The sequence below is a fragment of the Bremerella sp. P1 genome (genome assembly GCF_028748185.1).
Taxonomy (GTDB): domain Bacteria; phylum Planctomycetota; class Planctomycetia; order Pirellulales; family Pirellulaceae; genus Bremerella.
In genome coordinates this window covers 2,461,949-2,485,961 of record NZ_CP118164.1, presented here as the reverse complement: position 1 = coordinate 2,485,961, position 24,013 = coordinate 2,461,949, and the positions used below count along the sequence as shown (strand labels likewise).

19 protein-coding genes are annotated in these 24,013 nt (G+C 56.9%); 7 read left to right on the top strand and 12 right to left on the bottom strand.

Annotated elements, in window-relative coordinates; translation table 11 throughout:
- Window positions 1-48: 48 nt before the first annotated feature.
- Window positions 49-1,590, bottom strand: a complete 1,542-nt coding sequence (locus tag PSR63_RS10225; RefSeq protein ID WP_274332973.1) for a sulfatase family protein — start codon at window positions 1,588-1,590, stop codon at window positions 49-51.
- Window positions 1,591-1,953: 363 nt separating this feature from the next.
- Here PSR63_RS10225 and PSR63_RS10220 point away from each other — a divergent pair, with 363 nt between their 5' ends.
- Together PSR63_RS10220 and PSR63_RS10215 are read left to right on the top strand one after the other, a co-directional pair.
- Entirely contained in the window at window positions 1,954-3,105 is a 1,152-nt protein-coding gene (locus PSR63_RS10220; RefSeq protein WP_274332972.1) for an ABC transporter substrate-binding protein, read from the top strand.
- Between the two features lie 72 nt (window positions 3,106-3,177).
- On the top strand, window positions 3,178-5,244 hold the full coding sequence (locus PSR63_RS10215) for a methyl-accepting chemotaxis protein (protein ID WP_274332971.1): 2,067 nt from the start codon (window positions 3,178-3,180) through the stop codon (window positions 5,242-5,244).
- Between the two features lie 66 nt (window positions 5,245-5,310).
- Here the strand turns inward: PSR63_RS10215 and PSR63_RS10210 are convergent, their stop codons facing one another.
- From PSR63_RS10210 to PSR63_RS10200, 3 genes are all read right to left on the bottom strand, one after another.
- Complete coding sequence (locus PSR63_RS10210) at window positions 5,311-6,474, bottom strand: formylglycine-generating enzyme family protein (RefSeq protein WP_274332970.1); 1,164 nt, start codon at window positions 6,472-6,474, stop codon at window positions 5,311-5,313.
- Window positions 6,475-6,678: 204 nt separating this feature from the next.
- The gene (locus tag PSR63_RS10205; RefSeq protein ID WP_274332968.1) at window positions 6,679-8,898 is read right to left on the bottom strand and encodes a hypothetical protein; all 2,220 of its coding nucleotides are present in this window, start codon (window positions 8,896-8,898) and stop codon (window positions 6,679-6,681) included.
- 163 nt (window positions 8,899-9,061) lie between these two features.
- A complete protein-coding gene (locus PSR63_RS10200; RefSeq protein WP_274332967.1) occupies window positions 9,062-10,720 on the bottom strand; it encodes a tetratricopeptide repeat protein in 1,659 nt (552 codons plus the stop codon).
- A gap of 335 nt (window positions 10,721-11,055) precedes the next feature.
- On the opposite strand from PSR63_RS10200, the gene PSR63_RS10195 reads away from it, so the two are divergent.
- Window positions 11,056-11,478, top strand: a complete 423-nt coding sequence (locus PSR63_RS10195) for a DUF2237 family protein (RefSeq protein WP_274332965.1) — start codon at window positions 11,056-11,058, stop codon at window positions 11,476-11,478.
- A 108-nt stretch (window positions 11,479-11,586) separates the two neighbouring features.
- On the top strand, window positions 11,587-11,982 hold the full coding sequence (locus PSR63_RS10190) for a hypothetical protein (protein WP_274332964.1): 396 nt from the start codon (window positions 11,587-11,589) through the stop codon (window positions 11,980-11,982).
- 20 nt (window positions 11,983-12,002) lie between these two features.
- Here the strand turns inward: PSR63_RS10190 and PSR63_RS10185 are convergent, their stop codons facing one another.
- Window positions 12,003-13,250 carry a HEAT repeat domain-containing protein gene (locus tag PSR63_RS10185; protein WP_274332963.1) on the bottom strand — a complete coding sequence of 416 codons (1,248 nt, stop codon included), beginning with the start codon at window positions 13,248-13,250 and terminating at the stop codon, window positions 12,003-12,005.
- Between the two features lie 184 nt (window positions 13,251-13,434).
- Here PSR63_RS10185 and PSR63_RS10180 point away from each other — a divergent pair, with 184 nt between their 5' ends.
- A complete protein-coding gene (locus tag PSR63_RS10180; RefSeq protein WP_274332962.1) occupies window positions 13,435-14,433 on the top strand; it encodes an endonuclease/exonuclease/phosphatase family protein in 999 nt (332 codons plus the stop codon).
- Between the two features lie 9 nt (window positions 14,434-14,442).
- On the opposite strand, the gene PSR63_RS10175 is transcribed toward PSR63_RS10180, so the two are convergent.
- From PSR63_RS10175 to PSR63_RS10150, 6 genes are all read right to left on the bottom strand, one after another.
- Window positions 14,443-14,694 (bottom strand): hypothetical protein, encoded by a 252-nt coding sequence (locus PSR63_RS10175; RefSeq protein ID WP_274332960.1) that lies wholly within the window; start codon window positions 14,692-14,694, stop codon window positions 14,443-14,445.
- Between the two features lie 135 nt (window positions 14,695-14,829).
- Entirely contained in the window at window positions 14,830-15,804 is a 975-nt protein-coding gene (locus PSR63_RS10170) for a HEAT repeat domain-containing protein (protein ID WP_274332958.1), read from the bottom strand.
- A gap of 1 nt (window position 15,805) precedes the next feature.
- Window positions 15,806-17,374 carry a tetratricopeptide repeat protein gene (locus PSR63_RS10165; RefSeq protein WP_274332956.1) on the bottom strand — a complete coding sequence of 523 codons (1,569 nt, stop codon included), beginning with the start codon at window positions 17,372-17,374 and terminating at the stop codon, window positions 15,806-15,808.
- A 93-nt stretch (window positions 17,375-17,467) separates the two neighbouring features.
- Window positions 17,468-18,751, bottom strand: a complete 1,284-nt coding sequence (locus PSR63_RS10160; RefSeq protein WP_274332954.1) for a glycosyltransferase — start codon at window positions 18,749-18,751, stop codon at window positions 17,468-17,470.
- Between the two features lie 8 nt (window positions 18,752-18,759).
- The gene (locus tag PSR63_RS10155; RefSeq protein WP_274332953.1) at window positions 18,760-19,260 is read right to left on the bottom strand and encodes a DUF1499 domain-containing protein; all 501 of its coding nucleotides are present in this window, start codon (window positions 19,258-19,260) and stop codon (window positions 18,760-18,762) included.
- Between the two features lie 3 nt (window positions 19,261-19,263).
- The gene (locus tag PSR63_RS10150) at window positions 19,264-20,094 is read right to left on the bottom strand and encodes a 3'-5' exonuclease (protein WP_274332952.1); all 831 of its coding nucleotides are present in this window, start codon (window positions 20,092-20,094) and stop codon (window positions 19,264-19,266) included.
- A gap of 151 nt (window positions 20,095-20,245) precedes the next feature.
- On the opposite strand from PSR63_RS10150, the gene pepT reads away from it, so the two are divergent.
- Window positions 20,246-21,496, top strand: a complete 1,251-nt coding sequence (pepT, locus tag PSR63_RS10145; protein ID WP_274332951.1) for a peptidase T — start codon at window positions 20,246-20,248, stop codon at window positions 21,494-21,496.
- A gap of 221 nt (window positions 21,497-21,717) precedes the next feature.
- Window positions 21,718-22,617, top strand: a complete 900-nt coding sequence (locus PSR63_RS10140; RefSeq protein ID WP_274332949.1) for a hypothetical protein — start codon at window positions 21,718-21,720, stop codon at window positions 22,615-22,617.
- A 91-nt stretch (window positions 22,618-22,708) separates the two neighbouring features.
- Here PSR63_RS10140 and PSR63_RS10135 read toward each other — a convergent pair whose 3' ends face one another.
- On the bottom strand, window positions 22,709-23,815 hold the full coding sequence (locus PSR63_RS10135) for a hypothetical protein (protein WP_274332947.1): 1,107 nt from the start codon (window positions 23,813-23,815) through the stop codon (window positions 22,709-22,711).
- Between the last annotated feature and the right edge of the window lie 198 nt (window positions 23,816-24,013).

Sequence of the window (24,013 nt, the reverse complement as noted above, 5' to 3'; positions counted from 1 at the left end):
GTCCCATTGGGAAGTAGCCACTTACTTAAATGTTAATCAAGCTCGCGTCTAGTACTTTTCGCCCTTACGCGGCGTGTCGTCTTGGTACTTGGCTCGCTGCTCTTTCAGCTTCTCGTGCATCTTGGACTGCACGTCGGCGTAGTCGGCCTTGCCATAGACGCTATTCATTTCGCTTGGATCTTCCTGAAGATCGAACAGCTCCCATTCGTCCAGTTGATAGTAGTAAATCAACTTGTAGCGGCCGTCGAACACACCGTAGTGCCGTGGCACGCTATGAGCACCAGGGAACTCGTAATAGTGGTAGTACAGTTCCTTGCGCGGCCAATCCTTAGGCGTCTTGCCGTCGTCTTGAAAGATCGGCAACAGGCTGAGGCCTTGCATGCCGGCGGGGATATCGACGCCAGCGGCGGCGAGCATCGTTTCGGGGAAGTCGAGATTCATCACGAGCGCGTCGCTGACGGTGCCAGGCTTAACGTGGCCAGGCCAACGAACCAACAGCGGCGTGCGGAACGATTCTTCGTACATCCAACGCTTGTCAAACCAACCGTGTTCGCCCAAGTAGAAACCTTGGTCCGAGCTGTAAATGACCAGCGTGTTTTCGGTCAGGCCCGTTTCATCCAAGTAGTCCAATACCTGGCCAACCCCTTCGTCGACCGAGTCGATGCAGCGGAGGTAGTCTTTGATGTAACGCTGGAACTTCCAACGCGTCAGTTCTTTGCCTTCCAGCTTGGCTTCTTCGAAGGCCTTGTTCTTCGGACCGTAGGCGGCGTCCCAGACGGCTCGCTGCTCAGGCGTCAGGCCACGCTGCGTCGCAATCTTGAGATCGTAATTGTTCATCGTCTTCGAGATGGTCATGTCCTGGTCGCGGGCACCACTGGCACGATTCTTATAGTCGTCCCACATGTTGGCTGGCTCTTCGAAGGTGACATCGTCGTACTTGCTCAAGTACTTCGGAGCCGGCATCCAGTTGCGGTGAGGGGCTTTGTGTTGGTACATCAGCAGAAACGGCTTGTTGGGATCGCGTTTCTCTTGCAGCCACTCCATGGCGATGTCGGTGATGATTTCGCTGGTGTGCCCCTCGTACTTTTTAGGACCATCCGAAGTCCGCATCTGTGGGTTGTAGTAGGGACCCTGACCCTTGAGGACGTTGAAGTAATCGAAGCCGGTCGGTTCCGATCCCAGATGCCACTTGCCGATCATGGCCGTCTGGTAACCCGCTTTCTGCAACAGCTTGGGGAACGTCAGCTGGCTTCCGTCGAAGCGAGGAGTTTTGTTGTCGTAGAAGCCGTTCAGGTGACTGTACTTGCCCGTGAGGATCACCGCCCGAGCTGGGCCGCAGATGCTGTTGGTTACGTAGCAATGATCGAAACGCATGCCCTCTTTGGCGATGCGATCGATGTTGGGAGTCTGGTTGATCGCACCTGGATAGGCCGAGATCGCCTGGAATGCATGATCGTCCGACATCATGAAAACGATGTTCGGTTGTTTGGCAGCCGCCTTTTCGGCTGCCTGGGCACGACGGTCGAGCCAAGGGACGATCGACATGGCGACCAGAAACAGGGCGGTAGAGTACCGAAAACAGTGGGTCATAGAGATCTCCATACAAGCCGGTGGGAAGGGGAGGTGGTTTAACGAGATTCAACCACGGCTCGTGCGCGAATGCCCGAATCGGGCGAGCCAAAAGGAATGCCAACTATTGTGGTTGCTACGGGTTACCGCGTCAAATCAGCGAGCCTGCCCCTATTTCTTCTGAGATTGTCCAGAGATCTAAACCTTCTTATCGATTCAGGCGGAATCTTTGGAATGCGACCCCGTTGGGATGGGGGGATCCGCGAGGAATGTTTGAATAGACGCCCTACATGGTGCACTTTCCTCAATCTATGTTTTTCCGAATTCAAATCCAATTCATGGGGCTCGGCCAGAGCCCAGGCATTTCATTAAGGGGCAGAAGTAATGGGATTGCGGCCATTGGTCATCGGGCTGGTCTTGGTATTGACCGTTGGTAACGCGGTAAACGCGACCGACGGGATCAGCCCTTCCGAAATCCACCTGGGGCAGGCCTGTGCCACTAAGGGGCCGGCGAAGGCGCTCGGTCGCGGCATGCGAAGCGGGCTGGAGGTCTACTTTCAGCAGCTCAATCAACAGGGTGGCATCGACGGCAAGCACATCAAGCTGACGACCATCAACGATGGTTACGAGCCAAAGAAAAGCGAGATGGCCACGCGGATGCTCATCGAGAAGAAGGATATCTTCCTGATGATCGGCGGCGTGGGAACGCCAACAGCCAAAGTCACCGTGCCGGTTTGTGAAGAGCACCAGGTACCGTTTGTCGCCCCCTTCACCGGGGCCGAGTTTCTGCGAAGCCCTTATCGACGATACGTGATCAATCTCCGCGGCAGCTACTTCCAAGAGATGGAACTGCTGGCCGAGTACCTGGTCGATAAGCAAGCGCTCAAGCGGATCGCTTGCTTCTATCAGAACGATGGATATGGCCAGGCCGGCCTGGCAGGTATCGTGCAGGCGCTCGAGCGTCGCGGTATGGAGCTGGTGGGTACAGGTACCTACGAACGAAACACGGTTGCCATTGCGACCGGCTTGAACGATATCGCCAAGCAGCGGCCCGATGCGGTCGTGATGGTCGGAGCCAACATGCCGTGTGCCATGTTCATCAAGCAGGCCAAGAAGCATGCCGACTTCGACAAGACACTCTTTTGCAACATCTCGTTCGTCGGAACGGAAGCCCTACTGGCCAACCTGGGCGACGCCAGCGAGGGCTGCCTTGTCTCGCAGGTGGTGCCGTTCCCTTGGGATACTTCCATTCCCGTCGTCAACGAATTTCAAAAAGCGATGCAGAACGCTGGGCGATCCGAAGAGATCGGGTTCGTCAGTCTTGAAGGCTACCTGGCCGGCAAGCTGTTTCATGAAGTTGTCAAACGCGTTGATGGTGAGTTGACGCGTGAATCGTTTGTCGATGCGGTCGACGCTTCGGGAGCGATTGACCTGGGTGGCATCACGGTCACCTTTGGTTCCGATGATCATCAAGGCATGGATGAAGTGTTTCTCACGCAATTCCGCGACGGGAAAGTCGTTCGCTTAGAGAACTAACACGGCTTACTCGCTTTCCATATCAGCATTCGTACACAACGAAACTTTTATAACGACTCACAGGTCAGACACATGCGTAGCAGTACCATTCAAACGAAATTCACGCTCTGGGCAGGCGTTTGTTTGTTGACGACGATGACGATCGTCTGCGGATACTCGGCCATCAAGATTCGATCGACCGCAGCGAAGACTGCTCAAGAGCAGGTTCGCGGCGTCGCACAGGAACAAAGTTTCCGGGTCCAAGGGGACATCGACGAAACCATCAGCCTGGTACGAAGCCTAGCGCAAACGTTTACTTCGGTGAAGGACGAAGCGGTCGAGCTGGATCTCGATCGCGATTCGGCCTCTGGTATTCTCAAGATCATTGTCAAAGAGAATCCCCAAGTCGTCGGTCTGTTTACCTGCTGGGAACCTGATGCTTTCGATCAGATGGACGCTGCCTACGAAGGGGTCGAAGGACATGACGAAACAGGCCGCTTCCTGCCACTGGTGCACCGTGGCGAGGACGGCAAGCTGTTGGTCGAGGCCCTCACCGGCTACGACGAGCAGACGCGTTCGCATGAAGACGCTGGAATGAGTGACTTTTATCAAGTTGCTCGTGATGGGCGTCAGGAAATCATTACCCGCCCACACTGGGCAAACAAAGGTGACGATCAGCTTCTGGTCGCACGTGTGGTGGTGCCGATTGTCGTTGGCGATCAGTTCTACGGCGTCGTTGGCGCGGACATCCGCTTGGATAGCCTCCAGCAAACGGTTGAGCAGCTTGATCTGTACGACGGTGCAGGCCGATCGATGATTGTTTCTGGTGATGGGGTCATCGTTGCTGACTCGAAGCAGACCGAGCTTCGCGGTACGCTGATCGAGTCGACCGAAAAACTTACCAGCATCGCCGAGCGAGAAACGGTTTGTGGTTACGTCGATAATCAGTTGGAAGCCGTTCAGCCAGTGACGCTGGGCAATTCGGCGACCACGTGGGGCGTTGTCGTTTCGGTGCCGACAGCTCAAACGCAGGCGGCAGCCAACGGCTTGATGCTATGGCAGATCATCATCGGCGGTATCTCGTCGGTGATCGCTTTGGGTGTTCTTTGGCTGATGGCTGGACGTGTCTCGAAACCGATTCGCCAGGCTGTGAACCTGCTGAGGGATATTGCCGAAGGAGATGGCGACCTGACGAAGAAGCTGAACGTTAAGAGCAATGACGAACTGGGTGAACTGGCCGAGTACTTTAATCGCTTTGCCGACAAGGTGCGGGGGATCGTGACTCAGATTGCCGAGAACGCGACCACGTTAACCGCGTCTTCCGGTTCGCTGACGCAAACGGCGACCGAGCTGGCTTCGGGAGCGGCCGATTCGACAACCCAGTCGGCGGCCGTGGCTGCGGCTTCGGAAGAGATGTCGGTCAACATCAACCGCATGGCCGCCCAGACCGAAGAGATGACGCAGCGCATCCGCAAGGTGGCCGAGGCGGCCGCGGAGATGAGCGAGAGCAATGGCGAAGTCGTGCGAAATGCCGATCAAGCAGCCAATATCGCTTCGGATGCGACGAAAACGGCGGAAGAAGGAAATCAGCGGATCAGCCATTTGGATTCGTTGGCCGAATCGATTGGCAAGGTGACGATCACCATTCAAGACATTGCCGAACAGACCAACCTGTTGGCGTTGAACGCGACGATTGAAGCTGCCCGAGCCGGCGAGGCTGGCAAGGGTTTTGCCGTGGTGGCAACCGAGGTGAAGGCCCTGGCTCGCCAGACGGCCGAAGCGACCGAAGACATTCGGGCCCGGATCGAAGAGATTCAATCTTCAACCGGTCACGCCGTGCATGCGATTCGGAATATGGCCGATGCGATCACCAACGTCAATCAGTTCTCGCAGCTGATTGCGACTTCGATGGAAAAGCAAAGCTCGACGATCGAAGGTGTGGCCTCGAACGTGAACGAGACGGCAACCTCAGCAGAAGCCATTTCGCTGGGTCTCACCGAATCGGCCACTGCCAGCCGCGAGATCGCTCAGAATATCACTCGCGTGGACGAGCAATCGAAGCAGACGGCCGGAAGTGCCGATCAAGCCAAGGCAGCCGGTCGAGATCTATCGGGACTGGCCACCACGCTGCACACGCTAGTGAACCAGTTCAAGTATTAATCGAACCACAAAAAAGCCCTCTTTCACTAAGTGGAAGAGGGCTTGTGGATTCATTGATCAGGAAGCTTACTTGTCTTCCTTCAGAGCAGCCGGCAATTCCGGATCGACCAGGCCGAGGACACCACGTCCTTCGAGCAGACGGTCGCTGACATCGAGATTCAGGAACTCGATTTCAGGCACATAGAACTTGGCCGCTTCCTTCTTGGGCAGTTCTTCCAATGGACGAATCACGCGGAACCCAACCATCGTCGATGGATAGCTGGTGAACCACCATGGGCTCAGCGGAATGTTGGGGTCTTCTTCTTTCCAGTCTTCGTCCTCGCTACCCATCTTCGCGGCAGCACGAACGTGCTCGGCGTCGTCATCCCAGCCGCCACCTTTGACCATCAACGGTTCTGGTTCGTTCGGCCAGGCAACCGTGTCGAGGGCTTTGAGCTTCTTACCTTCCAGGCGAGCGAAACCTTCTTCGCTGTACTGATCGAGAACCCATTCCCACATGTTGCCGTGCATGTCGTACAGGCCATACTGATTCGGCTTCTTGCCCTTAACCAGGTGAGGTTCTTCGTCCGAGTTATCGACGAACCAGGCATACTCTTCCAGCTTGGCTGGGTCATCACCAAAGTGGTAAGCCGTGTCGGCCCCACCCAAAGCGGCGTATTCCCATTCAGCTTCACTTGGCAGGCGGTACTGGTTACCAGTGACGCCACTAAGCCACTTGGTGTACTGACGAGCTGCGTAGTTCGTCATGGTTGCCGCTGGCAGTTCTGGATCTTCGCCGTGCTCGTAGGTGAAGCTCGGTTCATAAAGCGGAGTAGGGGCGGTGATCGCGTCGATGCGGTTTTCATCGGTCACGGCACGAACGCCACCAGCCTGGAATTCCTTGAAGGACTCGTACAGTTCCATGTACGGCTTGTACTGCTTCCAGGTCGTTTCGTGTTCAGCCATCCAGAACGGAGGAACTTCCACTTCGATCTGAGGAGCTTCAGCTGCTGTATGACCAGCTTCGGATTCAGGGCTGCCCAGCTTGAACGTGCCGCCTGGAATCGGAATCATCTTCAGCTTGGCTTCGGTACCGGGGATCGTGATTTCGTAGGGAACCATGAAGCCGCTATCGATCTTCACGTATGGTCCCGACTCGGGTTTGTTGGGGCTGATGCCAACCACTTCTGCGGCTGACGCGGACACAACCATGGTAGCTGCCACGGCCAAGGTCAAAGCAAACTTGTGCATACGGTTTGTCTCTCTTGAAATCGAATACCCATCGCGAACGAGCCGCTCAATCATTAGGGGCTAAGCGTGCTCGTATTGTGAACGTAGCACCCTGAATCAAAGGCGGGGGGTGCCGACGAATCACTTAGTATAGGCAGGATAGAGATCGTTTACCGGCCCAATTGAGCCCAATCCCGCAATTTCCCGTCCAGAGAGGGGCGAAAGTTATTTCGTGCCGGTTTCCAACTTTATGGCCACCGAATTACTGGTGGCATCTTCCCCGTTACGCTTCGTTTTGGCGACTAATTTCACGCCCGCCAGCTGCTTTGCTTGGATCCCAGGCGGCAGCGTGATTTCCACAACGAAGTCCGATTTATCGGCCGCAACCTCGACGGGAGCCGCTTTTGCTTCCTTGGGAAGCCCTTCGGTCACAATCGTGACGGCTTCTTTGAAACCGCCTGCCCGAGAGATCTTCCCCTTCAGCCGCACGATCGATTCGCCGGTCAGGGCCAAAAAGATAGGCGAGCCCATCGTCATGCGAGCTGCCTGTGTCGTGGCCGACGCTTTGACTTGCTTTTTGTCATCCGACAGAAGCTCACCCTTCACGGCAACGTCCCAGGCAATGTCTTTCAGCTCTTGGGGAGCCGTTAGCACAAGCGTCATTTCCGATTGATCGGCAGCGAGGATCGGGTTGCCTTCCAGCTTGATCGCCTTCGACATATCAGGCTTCCCTTTGTCCTGGGGAATTACCTGCGAGGTGACGAGCGAAAACCGAACCGGTCCTGTCTGGCCTTCACCGCGCTGGACCTTCACGGCCAGCGATATCGGTTGCCCCAGGGCCAGGGCGGTAGGTGCTGGGGTAACACCATAGGCCAGCGTTAGCTTTGGATTTTGAAGGATGCCGATGCCGAGGTTCTCTTCGGAAGCTACCAACCCAAATCCGCCAGCGTCGGTGCCTACGGCAGCGACGCGCAAAACTTCCTGCTCTTTCGCTTTGGCTTTTCCCATGACCGGAACGACAGCAGACTGCTTCGCTTCGGCCGAAGCCGTGAAGGTCACCAGTGCTCGATCCGCGCCAGCGGGAATTTCGTTGAGCGAGACTTGAACGCCTTCCGGCAGTTGCGGGAAGGCCAACGCGATTGGTCCCCCGAATCCGCGTCGCTGAGCGATGACTTCCATCACCGCGCTTCCGCCGGCAGGGATGTTGATGGCCGGACTCGGGATGTGCACATGAAAGTCGGCGTGATTTGCCGGGGTGACCGCGATGCGATACAAGTGCAGCGGACCGCCAGCACGCGTGACATCGTGCACGGAAACACTCACTTGGTTCACCCCTTTGGGAACATCAAATGTAGCGGCCGGATCTGGCGTGTTCCCTTGGTCGTCCGAGCTGGCCAGCATGCCGCCATCGGGCTTGCGAATTTCCAGCACGGCATCGACTGGGGAATGGAGCCGCTGGGCAAAGACTTCCGCTCGGTACTTCGTGCCGGGGGTCACATCGATGAGAAATGCGTCCTTCTCTTTAGGTTCAGAAAGAACGCTATTGATACCGATCGGTGCGGCCCAAATGGAGTCCTCGAGAGAGTTATCATCCGGCCAGATGGTCGCCTCGGGAATACCACTGACGTAGACGTTATGCTTAGGCAATTCGAAACCTGGGTTTGGGTTGTCGAACCCGTGCCGTTCCCCAAATTCTTCCCCTTCACCTCCGAACCCATGTTTGATTCGCCAGGAGCTTACCGCCAGTGGTAATTCCAGATCGGTGTACTCGAACTGCCCGACCTTCAAACGAAAGTGCCCCGGTGCAGTTCCTTTAAAGAGGGCGTCTTGCAGCCGGATTGTGTAGATACCATCGGCCGGTAGTTTGACTTCGACGCGGGCATCGCCTTGCAGGGTGACTTCACGTGAGGAATAGGCCAGCTGCGTGCCACGCTGATCGACAATGCTAACCAGCGGCTGTAGTTTGCTTCCCAGGCGTTGGGCTTCGACCTCCGCAATCACCAGCTGACCTGCTTTGCCGCTGAAGGTGGTCGATAAAAGCTGCGAGCCGGATAGGTTCCCGCTGAGTGCGATCGGAAGGGATTCGATCTTCTCGCTGAAGACGGCCTCGGGGAGTTGGTCGATTCCGAGCGTAATCGGTGCGCTGATTCCTGTCGCGGAAGCAACCCGCAGGTGACCATGCTTCGGCTGGACCTCGGCTGCTAGATCGATCTCGAGTTCCAATCGTTCGGCGTTGGACTCAGGCAAGATGCGAATCGCCGCTGCCGGGAAGTCGAGCTTCACTTCCGGGTTAGGCCCCAGCTGCTTGCCGCGAAGGGTCAGACGTGTTGTTTGCCCGATCGTTAGACCGCGAAGCGAGGCGATATCAATCTGCGGGGCAGCAAGAGCCTGCGAGGTTAGACAACAGACGAGCGCGAGACCAATCAGCACTGAAGAGCGCACCATCAGGTGGGTTCCTTGTCGTTTTGGCAAGACCGCCTCTGACGGCGGCAGGGTGGGGCGGGATAAGGTTCGGACTTATTGTCCGAAACGGAACGACGGTGCGTCAAGGAAAAACGCAACCGAAGTTCCGCGTGTGCGAGATCAAGTTGTCTCGTCCAAGTTGTTTCTAGTTACCGAAAGGATCGGCAGCTGGTTCGCTCGCACCGAACGGATCGTTCGATGGGGCAGGAGCTGGAGCGGCGCCAAAAGGATCGTCGCTGGGCTCAGTCATCGGTTTGGGAACCGGAGCTTCGCCGAAAGGATCCGCAGCTGGCTCGGTTGCCGGAGGGGCTCCGAAGGGATCGTTACCTGCGGGAGGCGCTGCTCCGAACGGATCGGTATTGGTGGGTGCTTCGGTCGGGCTGGCCGGTGCAGGATTCGTGGGCGATCCTGGAGGCGACGTTCCACCGAATGGATCTTCAATCATTTCTGGGACTGGTTCAGCACCGAACGGATCGTCACTGGGAACCGTGTTCGATGGAGCGGCGGAAGGAACACCAAACGGTTGTTCGTTCATGCTTGGGTCGGCACCGAATGGGTCAGCTCCCGGAGCGGGTTGACCACCAAATGGATCGTCGTCAGCTGGCATCGCGCCAGGTGTTGATTCTCCGGAAGGAGGTCCCATGCCAGGCACGGAAGGAACTTTCACACTCGGAATCAACGCACTACCCAGAGCACCAAAAGCGGCGGAAACCGGATTCGGTTTGCCGTCGGTCCCAGCACCAGGAGCCGGTGCAGCTCCGAAGGGTTCCGCGAAATCGGTGGGTGCTTCGGTCGGGCTGGCCGGTGCAGGATTCGTGGCCGAACCTGGAGGCGACGTTCCACCGAATGGGTCTTCGGTCATTTCTGGCATCGGAGCGGCGCCGAATGGATCCGCAGCGGGCGCTGTCGGAGCAGGGACGGCACCAAACGGATCGTCATTCGGTGTAGTTGGGGCAGCGCCGAATGGGTCGTCGCTAGGAGTCGTGGCCGAAGGAGCCGGAGCGGCACCAAACGGATCGGCCGCTGGCTGGGTCATCTCCGGCATCGGTGCGGCACCGAACGGATCGTCGGTCGGCGTCGTCGGAGCGGCACCGAATGGGTCAGCCGTATCGGTCGGTGCAGCCATCGGGCTGGCCGGTGCAGGATTGGTAGGCGATCCCGGAGGCGAAGTTCCACCGAATGGATCTTCGGTTACTTCTGGTTCGATTGGACTAGGCTGAGGAATCGGAGCAGGCGTCATCGGAGTGGTCGCGGCACCAGGCGAGCCGAATGGATCGGTTTCGTCTTCCGACGGAACAGGTACGACCGGCTGCGTCGAAGCACGCTGTTGACGATTTCGCAAAACTTCGTCCTCAGCTCGCTTAAGCTCTTCGTAACGTGCTCGTTGACGTTCTTTCTTCTTCAGGTAGACCTCGGTCCGAACCTTGTTGCGGTAGTCTTCCAACATCAGACGCTCGGAACCCTGGACGCGTTCGAGTGCCTTGCCGACTGGATAGACTTGGCTGCGGTCGAGTTCCAACTCAGCACCCTTGGTGAAGTCGGCTTTCGCCTCGTCATCGTTACCAAGTTTGTAGTTGGTCAGACCCAGGAAGTAGTAAGCACGGGGATCCGAAGTGCCTTCGGCAATGACGGCATCCAGAAGCTTTTCCGCCTCCAGGTAGTCGCCTCGGTTGTAAGCGTGCACACCGCGACCATACAGATCGATGAGAACGGTGTCTTGCGCCGCTGCCTCTTGGGTCGCACATGCAGTCAGAAGCAGGCTCAGGCAGGACAGTAGCCCGCAGGCGATAACGTTCCTCGTCATCAATATAAACTCCCTGGTACCGATCGGTTGGCCGCGCTCGAGGGGCGCTAAGTTCATGAGATTTGTTGGGAAGTGGACGTGCTCGTGGGAAAATGGATCTCTTGGTTCCCATTGATTCAGCTGAATCACTGACAACCTGTCCTTCGTCCTTGAAGAGAACCTTTTGCCCCTTGCAGTGAGGGCATCAGGCCATTGTTATCGTCCCTGAAATAGGACCACGGCTCACCGGTATGGTAGTTCGCCTGCTCCCAGATTGCAAGTTTTGAGCACGGTCCCGCCCATTTGGGGTAAGTTCCCGGGCGGTGGGGACTTGCGACAGAGGAGGTCATGTTAAGATGACCGCGTACCACACGGTAAGTGCCCTACTTACACTCTATCTCAAGGCAGCAGAAGTCATGGCGAAAAATGTCCTCGGAACCGACCTGCAAGATTGCAGCCATGACCCCCTGACCGGCTTCTTTCGCGACGGATGCTGCCACACCGGGGCCGAAGACGTGGGGCTGCACATTGTCTGCAGCCAAGTGACTGCCGAGTTCCTGGAGTTCTCCAAAAGCGTCGGAAACGACCTCTCAACACCCCATCCCGAGTTCGGTTTCCCTGGCCTTAAACCCGGTAACCGCTGGTGTTTATGCGCTTTGCGGTGGAAAGAAGCGATGGAAGCAGGCGTCGCGCCGTCCGTTGTTCTCGAGTCGACTCACATCTCGACGCTCGAGTTCATCGACCTGGAAGACCTGCAAGAGCACGCCGTGGAAGGCTGATCGGCCGGGCATTCTCGACGAAATTGCTTTTCTCAAGGCCTGCGGGTGGTAAAGTGCATTAGAGAGTCTTCTCGAAATTGCCCGAGTCTTACCGAAAGGTAGTGCCCGATGTATCGCTTGTCTGTTGCTCTGGTCTTCGTTGTAACTCTTTTTGCTAGTGCTACTTATGCCGATCAGGGGGAGCTCGATCTATCGGGCCGATATCGCTGTATCGGAACATCGGACCAAGGAGCCCAGTACACAGGCGAGGTCCTGATTAAGAAGGTGAACAAGGGATACAAGATCGACTGGGTCGTCGGCAAAACGAAGTATTCCGGCATTGGATTCGTTGACGAAGACCGCCTGAGCGTTGCTTGGATGGTGAAAACCCCCAATGGCGTGGCCATTGGAGTTGTCTCGTACAAAATCAAGAAAGACGGATCACTCGCGGGAAAATGGACCGACCCGTCGTTGAGAGGAATCTACGACGAAACTTTGATTCCCATTCACGACAATCTGATCTGATTGCGCTCGCTGCGCAGTAGCTACTGTTCCCGAGCTAGGCGAATCGTCGGAGATTTCGGCGCATGGACCTGTTGGTACCATTCCTTCCAAGCGTCCGGGTTGTAGCCGAAGTCTTGTCCATCACAAAGCTGCCGTAGTGCTTGGTGGACCCCTTGATTCTGGACCCGGACGATATCGTAGGCGTTTCGACTTCGCCCCAGAAACTCGGCCAGCGTTAGCATCCGATACGAAGCTTTCGGTCCTTCGATATCAAATCGCTTCTCCGGGGCCAGCGACGTGTAGAAGTAGGTGTACCGCGACGAATGCGAGGCCAGGTGCTGCGTTTGCAGGGCCCCTGCCAGCGGAAACACGGCCGTCGGGTAATCGAGCTCAGCCAGGACGTAGGCGGCTCGATTCACGATCGTGTTGTCGTAGCTTTTCAGATGATTGGCAAAGAACTCGACCATCTGCGGGTCGCGCTGGGCCAACACTTCCTGCAGGCACTTCTCGCGGTAGATGGGGTTGTTCTGGAAGACCGCGTTTTCCATCAAGAAGGAGCGAGCCGCCGGACTGTTGATACGGCCAAGCGTTTCGAGATAAGCAAACGCGAGATCTTGATCGAGTTCATCACCCAGAAGCTGAATCAGTCCGGGAATCGCATCGGGATCGTCCAATGTATTGAGGTCGATCTGAACTTCGGGTGCCGACGATCGGCCCAGTTGTTGTCGCCAGCGACGCAGACGGACTTTCCAGTCGATCAGCTTTTGTTCCTGTCGCTCTTGGGCGACCTGGAGTGCGGCCTGCTGCACCGTCATCCAGCGACCTTCATAGCGAATATAGCCGCGCTCGGTCATGATCTCTTCGCGGCTCACCCATCGGCCGTCTCGGCGTTCGTAACCAAGGGCTTTGCGAGCCGGCAGGTAATTCGGATCAAGCTCGAGCACCCGATGCGCATGACGCTCAAAGGGAAGCTGCAACCCCTGGTGCTGACACCACTTGGCCAGTTTCCATTGGTCGCCAACCGTGTCGGTGAAGTTCGCTGCGTAGTCGAAGTACTCGTCTTCGGTCACTTTCGGCGATTCGACCTGCTGCACCTGGTGACTGGCCAGCACGACCGAGCCGACCCCTTCGACGACCAATTCGACGTGGCCGCTGGCAGCTACTTCCGAGTCGTGATTCACGGCGGCTTCCAGTTGCCCCCCATTGGCAAGCTGCACGACCTGGGCGTGGGCGCAAAGCGGCAGCCACATCAGCCCAAGCAGACTCGCAATGATAGCACTCCCGCGCAAACCACCGTGCTCCTATGACAAGGTGAAAAGTCACCCTTCAAGATAGGCATTGATAGCACGATCGACAATGATTTCTCCACGAAATGGTATGGATTCGCTCGTCCGGTTTCGGCTATTGTCTCGCACCCCGTATAGCGCGCGGGCATGAAAACCAAGAGGTAAACCGGACGTTAGGAGGTTGGCGGTGAGAAGGACGAGTGCCTTGCTATTGGCTTTGATCGCTGGCGCCGGCGCTTGGTTCTTTTTCCAGAACTATCGCATCGAAGGGATCGACAACGTCGTGGTCGTCCCGCGTGATGCAACCACTGCCAAGCCTGCTGCAGCGACGAATGATCCCATGGTGGCCGTGCCTCCGATGGCGCGGAAGCAAGACTCGATTCGCATTGCGTCGTTCAATATCCAGGTCTTCGGCACCGCCAAGATGGAAAAACCGGAAGTGATGGCTCGGCTGGTCGAGATCGTACGTCAGTTCGATGTCGTCGCTATCCAGGAAATTCGCTCGACCGATCAAAGCGTTATCCCGCGCTTCGTCGAGATGATCAACGCCGGTGGTCGCCACTACGACTATGTCATCGGCCCGCGTCTTGGTCGCACCAACAGTAAAGAACAGTTTGCCTACGTCTTTGATACGGCCAGCCTGCAGGTCGATCGTTCGCAGGTCTACACGGTTGAAGACCCGCAGGATGTCCTGCATCGTGAACCACTCGTCGCTTGGTTTCGTGTCCGGGGACCTGACCCGAGTCAGGCGTTCACCTTCAGCCTGGTCAACGTGCATGTCGATCCGGATGAAGTGCAGCAAGAGATGGACGTGATGGACGATGTCTTCCGCGCGGTTCGCGACGATGCCCGCGGTGAAGATGACGTAATCCTCTTGGGTGACTTCAACGCCAACGAATCGCAGTTCGGCCAGATCGCGACAATCCCTGGGATTACCTGGGCGATCAGTGGCGTGAAGACCAACACGCGGGGAACCGAGCTGTACGATAACCTCTTCATGCAGCGCAGTGCTACCAGCGAGTACACCGGCCGCAACGGCGTGTACGACTTTCTGCGTCAGTTCAATCTGACCTTGGCGGAAGGCCTGGAGGTATCAGACCATCTACCGGTCTGGGCCGAGTTTAGCATCTACGAAGGGGGCACACCCCACGGACCGGTTGCGGCGGTGCCTGCGAATACGAAATAGACGGCTGCTTTACTTTCGTTGAAAGATACGTGGCAAGTTGTTGGTTCTCACGTCGCCGCTGATTCCGAGGTAGATCTTAGCGAGACTCACCGACAGCATGGGGACTCCCAGCAGGAGAGCCGCCAGTCCGTAAGCGATGCGAACCCATAACGCGTCGCCAATCCAGCCGAAGATGACTTCGCTAAGGCAAAGAGCGATTAAACACAGGGATGCCAGAATTCCTTGCATGCCTTGGTAACAAAGATCGAATCTAGGTAGCACAATTCGTTCCGCAGTGTGATTAGCTACATAAGTCGTAAGATGCCCCTGGTATGCTCTTCGCACTTCGTGTCCCGTGCTTGGAATGCACCGGAGAGAATTCAACACATTTCCAGGTTGCTCACGGGAATGCGTCTGCTAGTTCAACCACTCTTCCCGAAACGTACGCAGTAGTGCGTCACTTTCGGTGGCTTCGACCGCTGCTTCCGTTCGCTCCCGAAGATCACCCATCGGGCCATTCAGGCGTAGGGCTTTCACGGCATCGGCCGCCGTGCGGATGTCTCGCCGGTCGATCAGGGAAAGCAAAAAGTCTTGCGACTTGGTCGTTCGCAAAAGACCAATGCAAAGCAGTAAGCTTTCGCGAACATTCAATTCCGACCGGCGTCCCCACGCACTTCGAAGAATGTCGAACGTGCCTGGCAGGCGGGCTTCACCCAGCGCCAAGGCCGTTTGCACACATTGATCGGGGTCAGGTGAAGTGAGGAACTGTTGAACGAACGCGAGGCCTTCTTCGCGATCGGCTTTGAGCATCGCGGAACAACATTCGCCGTGAACCTCGGCCTGGGTGTCTCCCGTTAGCAGCTTCAAGCGGAGCAGGGGAGCCCCTTCGATCTGGCCGAGTGCTCCCAGGGCCTGAGCCGCACCGAGTCGTGCTTCCGGCCATTGGTCGCTCAATAGAACCGCGCACCGGTTCAACACTTCTATCGCTGGCGCAAAGTGAACCAGGCCGATCGCGCAAACGCCGCGGATTTCGGCGGCCGAGTCGATCTCGCCTTGCCAGTGCGGTTCGATCTGGCAATAGTGGATGCCGTCGCGGAAGACTTCCATGTCGGCGTATTCGACCTGAACGAGCGCCTTCACGAGGGCCGTCTTGCCGAGGCAGCCGGGGTCTTTCTTCAGCGGGTTTCGCTTGAGCCGCCAATACGCTTTGACCAGGTCGGCGGTCAGCGAAGCGTCTTCCGCCTCGGCGATCATGTTGGCAGCTCGCTGCACGGTACGATTCGAGGCGTGCGACAACGCGGCCTGAAGCGACTTCCTGGCTTCGTCCGACTTGAGACTTTCTTCGCTTCGGGCCAGGCTGCGTAGTTGATCTGCGATGGGGTCGTCGGTCATGTCAGCGTTGGCCGTATAGTTCCTGGAATCGACGTTCGTCTTCGTCGGCGTCGTTGTTGCGATTGTTAAGTCGGTAGGCTTGCGCACGGAACTTATAGGCGTAGGCAAGTGCCGTATCGAAGAAGTCCTTGGCGTCAGAATCACCACCGGGGTCTTCCTTCTTCAGAAGACGAATCGCGATGGTGAAATCGTCGATCGCTGCGTCGACCGAATGCTGCTCCAAATAGATTTCGCCCCGAACGGTCAAGGGATGAAACTCATCGGGATGATCACGGATCACTTGATCGAGGCCTGCCAAGGCTTCGTCGGTGCGACCCATCTTACTAAGAATTTGGCAACGCGTGGTTTGATACGGTTCATCATCGGGGGAAGCCTCGAGCGCCTTCTCGTAGTCGGCCAAGGCTTGTGCGAAGATATCCTTTCGGTCGACTCGCTTGGCCCAGGCAAACAGAATATCGCCTCGATGCGTGTAGTTGAACTCGCTCGGGTCGAGATCGATTACGGCCGTCAGATCGGCCACGGCGTTTTCGTATCGTTCGAGATACTCGTAAACGCCTGCCCGACCTTCATACCCATCGATCGACGGCTGGTCGCGGATCAACTGGGTATATAGATCAATCGCCTCCTGGAACTGATCACGAAAGAATAATTGACGTGCTTTCTCAAGCAGTGGTGCCTGGCTTTGGGGATTGGCCTGCTGGGCGGCTTCCATGGCCGATTGGCGAATGGAGGGATCGTCCGAAAGTTCTCCGAGCCGGAGGATCGCTTCGGCGTCGGATGGATTGAGCTTCAACGCCTGCATGTAATGATGCGAGGCCTCGGCTCGATGGGTTTCTGCTTCGTCGAGCAGACCCTTGTACTCGCACAGAGACATCGACCCTCGAACCCGATCGCCCAGTTGACGATACTTTTCGGCAATCTGCTGGTCGGTGAGCGTCTTGCCGAGGATCTTGTCGGCAGGAAGTTTGCCTTTTCCCTCGAAGGTTAACGGTACCCCAATCGCTGCGGACAATCGTTGGCCGACGGTCGCTAGGACTACCGCCGCATCGAATGCCGATTGCTCGCGGCTGCGACAATGAAAAAGCGTGATCGGCCTTCTTCCAACGTCCGCTACCAGGAGTGCATGGTGATCTTTACCGTCGCCGCCATCTCCTTCGATCCGAATGATCAGCTTGTTGATCTTGGAGAAGGGGGCCGAGCCTCCTTTCCAGGTCAGTTGCTGGTTCTCCCAATCCATACGCCACCAGCGGCTGCCGGAACCAGCGACAAACATCAAGTACAACAGAACCAGGATCACCGCGATCACGATGCCGGCATAGATGGCGTAGCGCAGCAAGATGTTCCAGTCGTCGGCATTGATACTGCCAAGGACGCCGATGCCCACGAGCACCAGCGAAGGGACTAGCAATGCCACCGTGCAGCCCAACGGCAACACGGTGAAGACATCCCAGAGCGAAAGCCCGGTGTACTCCACGTACACGCGTTTGCCGAGCTGCCAATCCTTGACCGACTCTTGGACCTCCATGTAGTCGACTTCCGGCACATCGAGCATGATATGTTCGTACTTCATGCGAAGCGTTCCTTCGGCAATGAAGAGGACCCGTGAGCATCGTAACGCAGTTCTAAGACTTCCGGTCAGCTTACCTTGCCCGGCGGGGTGTTGCTACGATTTCTTATTACGCTGCACATGCTGGGGGTTGAGAATCGTTGTTTGGGAGTCCATTGCCTCTTCGATCAATTTGGCAGCCATCTCCAGGCCATCGTAGCTGGCTAGATTCTCGGCGAACTCATCTGCTTTCTGCTGGAACGAGTCTTCTTGCAGCATGCGGTCCAGCTCCGTTCGCAGTCGCTGCGTGGTGACCTTTCGGACAGGAATCACGCGTCCATTGCCCAGGTACTCGGCTCGTTTAGCCACCCCAGGCTGATCGTTGGTGACCGGTAGACAAAGCATCGGCACGCCGTGCGAGAGGCACTCGAGGGCCGTGTTCATGCCGGCGTGCGTGATCACCAGCTTGGCCTTTTCCAAAAGGCGAAGCTGCGGGGCTTTCTCGACCAGCAGAACGTTTTCTGGGATGGGACCTGCGACGTCGACCTGGCCGCCCCCTTTGCTCAGAACAACCTGCATGGGCAGGTCTCGCACCGCATCGATGATGTTACGAAAGACATGGCTCACGGCGTTTTGTAGAGTCCCCATCGAGGCATAGATGAGCGGTCGACCGTCGAGCCAGTCCCAGGGAAATTCGATCGATGTGTCGTCACGCGCGGAGCGATGCCAGGGGCCGGTGTAGTGCAGTCGCTCCGGGTATTTCGTACGCGGGTATTCAAAGAAGGCCGGCTGCTGGGCAAGGTGTATCAGGGCCTGATCGTTATCACGAATCAGCTTTAGCGGATCGACACCGACCTGCTTCTCGGCGGCAAACAGGCGATAGGCCCACAGCACCAGGTGTTTGGCAATTTCGTTGCGTGCTCGCCCGTAGAAGTCGGTTCGATAGTCCCATGGCAGCGGTGGCGGAGGCATGTACGGATCCCAGTAGACGGCCAGTGCGTTGCACGCGACCGCGTAGGGAATTGAAGCCGCTTCCGCCTGGATCGCGGCCGCCGGAGCGACCTGATCGATGACCAGGCCGTCGAAAGGAATGATGTTGAAGGCCTCATCGATGTACTTCCGGACGAGCTTGGCTTGAATGCCGAAGATCTTGCCGGTCATCATCATCCCTTGAATTCCCGACGTCTTGCCGAGTTCGCGGAAGGATTGTTCCAGACGTTCATTTAACGGGTCGTCGGGACCGAAAGCATAGAATGGAAGGCCGCTGCGCTGAACGATGCTTTCGGCCATCTGACAGCCCAGGAAGGTCACCTCATGGCCGCGACGCTGAAGTTCGCAGCCGAGCGTCGTCATCGGATTCAGATGGCCAGGAACCTCAGGGCAGTGCAGACCGATCTTCATGGCTCGACTTATCCCCGAACTTTCGACATCAGCTCGGCAATGTTCCGAGGGTTCTGTCCCAGGTCGCCTTTGCCCACGCGAGACTGGCTGGTGGCCGTGATCTGAACGCCATCGTCTACGTCATTCAGATAAACGCGAATGTCGTCGGTGAACTTGAAGAGCGGCGTCGTACGGGTAGCGTGGATGATCGTGCGTTTGCCTTCGGTGGTGATGCTTTCGATGCTCCAGTTCTTCAGCTGCATGATTGCGTCGGTAACGCGAGTGGTCGCAGCGGTTCGGTCTTCCGAGACGGTCAGTGGTTGCAGCAGGGGGTTGGGATGACTGCGCGTGGTTTCCGCATGGTTGGTAGATAGATCGCGCGACCAGTCGTCGACGTAGATGGAGAGAACCACGATCGGCCCGACGATAAGTACCGCCAAAATGCCAAGAGCCACATAGAGCCAGATCATTCGTCGCGCTTTCTTCGGAGTTGGCGAAGCGTCCGCTTTCTTCTTCTTTTTCTTGTTCAAGCGTTACTCCCCGGAGTCTGATTCCCAGGGATTTTCCCAGTCGCCCCAACCTTCTAAGTAGGTCTGATAGATGGGCGTTTCGCTTGCGCGTTCTTCCAGCCATGTCTTGGTTTGTTGAATCAGTTCCTGCTCGCGATCGAGCGTCACCTTGCCGAGCATCACGCAGCAGCGAAGAAAGACGAAGTACGTGTCCAGTACGTCGCAGCGACAGTACTCGTTGATCTCGTCGAGCTTCCCTTCATGATACAAGTCTTGCACCATGTGCCCTTCGATTTCCATCTTGCCTGGCTTGCCCAACAGGTTGGCGGCCAGGTTCAATCCGCCGGTGAAACGGCTGGCCCCATAGTTGGTCAGCACGTCGTACAGATCGAAGTGGGAATCGTTGTTGTAGCGATACCGTGATTGCTCGAAGTTCTTGGCGTTCAGGTTGAACCAATCCGGCACGCTTAGTCCAAACCGAAAAGCGGCCAGTTCCATCAACGGGATATCGAATGCCCTTCCGTTGAACGTGACGAAGGTTGGCCGGCGGTACGCTTTCCAACCACGCCAGAAGTGATCGGTAATGACCGGCGGGCGAAACTTGGGGGCATCGAGTACCACCTGGTCGATCAGGTTGAGTTCGATGTCGAGCTTGGCGATCGCGACCGAAACAGGCATCTGGTAGGTATAGGGAATGAAGTCACTTCCCTTTTCTTCCAGCAGCTCGGCACGAAAGCGATTGACGGCTTCCTCAGGCGAGAGCCCCTCGCCGGGATATTTCAGCCGGGAAACGAGGTTGCCGTCGGCGACCGATTCCACATCGAACACCAGATATCGAACCGCCGCTTCCGCCATTGGGTAACCTTTCCACAGAGAACTCGCTGAAATTCCTTTCCGACAACATCAACCTATCACAACGCCTTGGGAATAACGACGGAGGGTGTCGAATTCCGCGCCGTTTCACTAAGCTGGAAGGAACCGACCCAGCTTCCTCAAAGGAACCTCCATGAGCCGCGAACGTTTACTCCAGCGATTTCTTAAATACACCCAGATCGATACGACTGCCGGCCACCCTGGCGGTAAGTACCCCAGCAGCGACGGGCAGTTGGTGCTGGGTAAAGTGCTGACCGACGAGCTTCTCAACATGGGGGTCGTCGACGCGACTCAGGACGAGCACGGGCTAGTCTACGGAACGGTTCAAGGAAAAGTGATGGGATGCCCGGTGGTGGCACTCAACTCGCATGTCGACACCTCGCCGGAAACAACCGGGGCTAACGTCAAACCGCAAGTCATTGAAGACTACGCCGGCGGAGACATTCCCTTGCCCGGCGATCCGTCGAAGGTAATCACGATTCGTGAGAACCCCGAGCTGAACGACCTGCACGGCTGCACGCTGATCACTTCAGATGGCACAACGCTGCTCGGAGGAGACGACAAGGCAGGCATCGCGGTCATCATGGAGGTCGCCCACCGGGTCTTGGAAGGGAAAGGGCCTGACATCGGTACCCTCAAGATCTTGTTTACCTGCGACGAGGAAATCGGGCATGGGGTCGATCACGTCGACTTGAAGAAGCTGGGCGCCGATGTGTGCTACACATTGGATGGACCTGGGGCGAATGAGTTAAACGAAGAGACGTTCTCGGCCGATCTGGCCACGGTGACCGTGAAGGGGGTGAACATTCATCCTTCGATCGCAAAAGGACGTATGGTCAACGCGGTACGTGTCGCGTCAGCACTGGTCGCGAAGCTGCCCACCGATCGGCTTTCGCCGGAAACGACCGACCAACGCGAAGGGTTCATCCATCCCTACATCGTCGAGGGAGGCGTCGCGGAAACGACCGTTCAGTGTCTTCTCCGCAGCTTCGAGACCGACGAACTGGACGCGCAGGCGCAGTTAATTCGTGACGTGGCCAAGCAGGTGGAAGGCGAGTTTCCCGGCTGCGAGATCGACGTGACCATCACGAAGCAATATCGCAACTTGCGAGACGGCTTGGAAAAGGAACCGCGGGCCGTACCGATCGCCGAGAAGGCCCATCGTGCCCTGGAGCGACCCTGCAACAAACGCGTCATTCGTGGCGGCACCGATGGTTCGCAGCTGACCGCGATGGGATTACCGACACCTAATCTATCGACCGGTCAGCACAATCCTCACTCGCCACTAGAGTGGGCTTGTTTGGACGAGATGGAGCAGGCAGTCGAGCTGGTTCTGAAAATGTTAGAGCTGTGGGCGAGCGAGCCGAAAGCCGACGCCAGTTAACTGGATCGTTTACCTAAGTCTTCCAGGCTACACGATGCTAGCTGCTAGCCTGGCATCTTTGCATTGTTCTGCCAGCGGCATCGTCGGTTTTGAGGCAAAACAGGTAAACTTGTGACCACATTTGGTCCGAATTATTCCAACGTGAGCCCCGGCCAACTAGCCCTACCTAGCGTACCTTGGTCTTCCCCCTGAGTGTCAGGCCGCGGCAGAAGGATAATTCTGTGCTGAAAGTCTCGATCGTCATTCCGAGCGTCGACAACGCTCACCGACTGGAAACGACCCTGATCTCGCTGCTGGAGAATCGTCCCAGCGATTGCGAGATTGTCGTGCCTCATTCTGGTTACTACGACGACCCCTATGATATTGCTGATGAAGTCCGCCTGATTGAAGTTCCTGCAGCTCGTAACGAAGTCGAACTGCTGGCGGTGGCCTGGTCGATGTGCAAGGCTCCTATCGTCCACACGCTGGCCGCTGGAGCGACCGTGGAAGAAGATTGGCTGGAACACGCGTTGGCCTGCTTCCAGCGCTGTGAAGTGATGGCAGTTGCCCCACAGACGCACTACTCCGACTCGAGCGAGCCAGTGCATGGAGTACTGGCCGATGATTTCGGTCTGCGTGCCGCTGCCTCGGCAACAACGATGCAAGCGCCCATGCTGCAGGCCGGCTTCTACCGTTATTCACTGCTAGCAGCGGTGGGCGGTTTCTGTACGCGGATGGAACAAGTGGCCGACCTGGACATCGGGCTTTGGGTTGCCGAAGCGGGTGGCGCATGCGAAGTGGCAACTGAATCGCACGTCTATTTGAACGAGCCTAACCAACTGGACCGCGTGACTGCCGACCGGATTCGCTTGGCGAAGACGCTTCAACTGCGGCATCAAGAGTGGTTCGCTTCTCGCGGCAAACCAGGGGGCAAGTTGGGCTGGCTCTCGCGTAGTGTGGGAAGTGGTTCGATTTCCACCATGATGTCTGCCCTGACTGCGAAAGCGGATGCGAAAGCCGCTCTGCATCGCCTGCCTGACCTGGACGATGTACGAGCCGTGATCGAAGGCCGTGATCAGACGTTTCGCTTCGATCCGCGACATGATCAGTCTGGCCCGGGATTGCGTCGTCACGCCGCCTAAGCGGTTGGCTATAGACAACTGATAGACACAAAAAAACGCGTCCAGAATTCCTGGACGCGTTTTTGCTTTCTTGTTTTGCCGAGTCGGCAAGTTACACGCTGGCAACTTCCGATTCTTCCACATCGGCTTCATCTTCTTCGCTCTTCACAGCGTAGAAGAGATCTCGCGTTGCGGTCAGCAACTGGCAAGCTTCGGCTTCGCCTGGCTTTTCTTCGATCTTGCGGCACAGCGACTCGAGGATCGCACGACCTTCTGGCCAACGGACGGCCATGATCTTCTGGCAATCTTCCAGCAGCTGGTAGATGCGAGCCCGGGTAACTCCCAGGTTGCGGGCCTGCATACGAACGCTCTGCGGAGCCGATTCAATGCCCAGACGGCCAGCGGCCAGGTCATGAACCGTTTGACCGGCATCGGTCAAAATCTGTTGCAGCATCGGGCGAGTCAGGCGATCCATGACTTCGCTACGGCTCAGCGACGACTCACTGGCCAGACGATCCAATCCCCAAGTTTCGAGGACGGGAACCATCTTAGGTCGCAGAGCGATTGCCAGGTGTGGCTGACCTTGAGCCAGGTCGAGCGTTTCGTGAACGCGATAGAAGACTTCGAGAACGACGCGGACGCGTTTCTCGCCGTGGGTCTTCAGGCGACGAATCTCGGCCAGGCTGTGGCCCATGTAGAATTCGAGCGGCGTGTTCCAGATGACGGTTGGCAGGTCGGTCAGCGTCGGAGCCAGACGGCCAAGCCGTTCGTTGCCCAGGTTGTGACGACGAACCGTTTCTCGCCAGCGAAGCCACAGGACTTCCGAAACGAGGGAAGGATCGAAATTGCCGTCAGCATCCAGCGGGCTCTTGGTCGAGAAACTGTCGTCTGCTGGAGCTTCCTTGGCAGCAGCCTGGGAAGGCTCGAAGCCGGCGTCTTCCTTGGTGGCTCGGTTCAACAGCGTGACCAGCGAGCTGATCTTCTTCTGACCGATACCTGGCGTTGCCGAGAGTTCGTCGAACGGAGTCGCCAGCAGGTCGCCGATTGTGCGGCCGAGGAAGGCCAGTGGCAAACGGCGATCGTTGGGAAGGGCCCAGTAAGCGAGCGGCTTGTCCAAACGATCTGAATACTTCTTATCATCGAGAAGGCGTTGCTTCACCTCATCGAAACTATTGATCAGCTGAAAGTCTTCGGCTGAAGTGATCTTGTTAAAACGCATGTCTAAAGCCTCTTCTAAAGTTCTTTCGACAACTTGGGTCTAGTTGGGTAGGCACCTTAGGGGAAGTGCCGGTGGGTCTGAAATGCAGGAGGTGTTCCGGGGTCTCCTGGTTAACGATATCCCGTGAAATGAAATTGTAACCTCTCACAAAAGAATTTCGCTACCTAAGAAACTTATTATTTCGAGATTTGACAAAAA

Excerpts from the sequence above, each read along its gene's own strand:
- PSR63_RS10225 (WP_274332973.1), bottom strand. The coding sequence starts at position 1,590 with ATGACCCACTGTTTTCGGTACTCTACCGCCCTGTTTCTGGTCGCCATG.
- PSR63_RS10220 (WP_274332972.1), top strand. The coding sequence starts at position 1,954 with ATGGGATTGCGGCCATTGGTCATCGGGCTGGTCTTGGTATTGACCGTT.
- PSR63_RS10215 (WP_274332971.1), top strand. The coding sequence starts at position 3,178 with ATGCGTAGCAGTACCATTCAAACGAAATTCACGCTCTGGGCAGGCGTT.
- PSR63_RS10210 (WP_274332970.1), bottom strand. The coding sequence starts at position 6,474 with ATGCACAAGTTTGCTTTGACCTTGGCCGTGGCAGCTACCATGGTTGTG.
- PSR63_RS10205 (WP_274332968.1), bottom strand. The coding sequence starts at position 8,898 with ATGGTGCGCTCTTCAGTGCTGATTGGTCTCGCGCTCGTCTGTTGTCTA.
- PSR63_RS10200 (WP_274332967.1), bottom strand. The coding sequence starts at position 10,720 with ATGACGAGGAACGTTATCGCCTGCGGGCTACTGTCCTGCCTGAGCCTG.
- PSR63_RS10195 (WP_274332965.1), top strand. The coding sequence starts at position 11,056 with ATGACCGCGTACCACACGGTAAGTGCCCTACTTACACTCTATCTCAAG.
- PSR63_RS10190 (WP_274332964.1), top strand. The coding sequence starts at position 11,587 with ATGTATCGCTTGTCTGTTGCTCTGGTCTTCGTTGTAACTCTTTTTGCT.
- PSR63_RS10170 (WP_274332958.1), bottom strand. The coding sequence starts at position 15,804 with ATGACCGACGACCCCATCGCAGATCAACTACGCAGCCTGGCCCGAAGC.
- PSR63_RS10165 (WP_274332956.1), bottom strand. The coding sequence starts at position 17,374 with ATGAAGTACGAACATATCATGCTCGATGTGCCGGAAGTCGACTACATG.
- PSR63_RS10160 (WP_274332954.1), bottom strand. The coding sequence starts at position 18,751 with ATGAAGATCGGTCTGCACTGCCCTGAGGTTCCTGGCCATCTGAATCCG.
- PSR63_RS10150 (WP_274332952.1), bottom strand. The coding sequence starts at position 20,094 with ATGGCGGAAGCGGCGGTTCGATATCTGGTGTTCGATGTGGAATCGGTC.
- pepT (WP_274332951.1), top strand. The coding sequence starts at position 20,246 with ATGAGCCGCGAACGTTTACTCCAGCGATTTCTTAAATACACCCAGATC.
- PSR63_RS10135 (WP_274332947.1), bottom strand. The coding sequence starts at position 23,815 with ATGCGTTTTAACAAGATCACTTCAGCCGAAGACTTTCAGCTGATCAAT.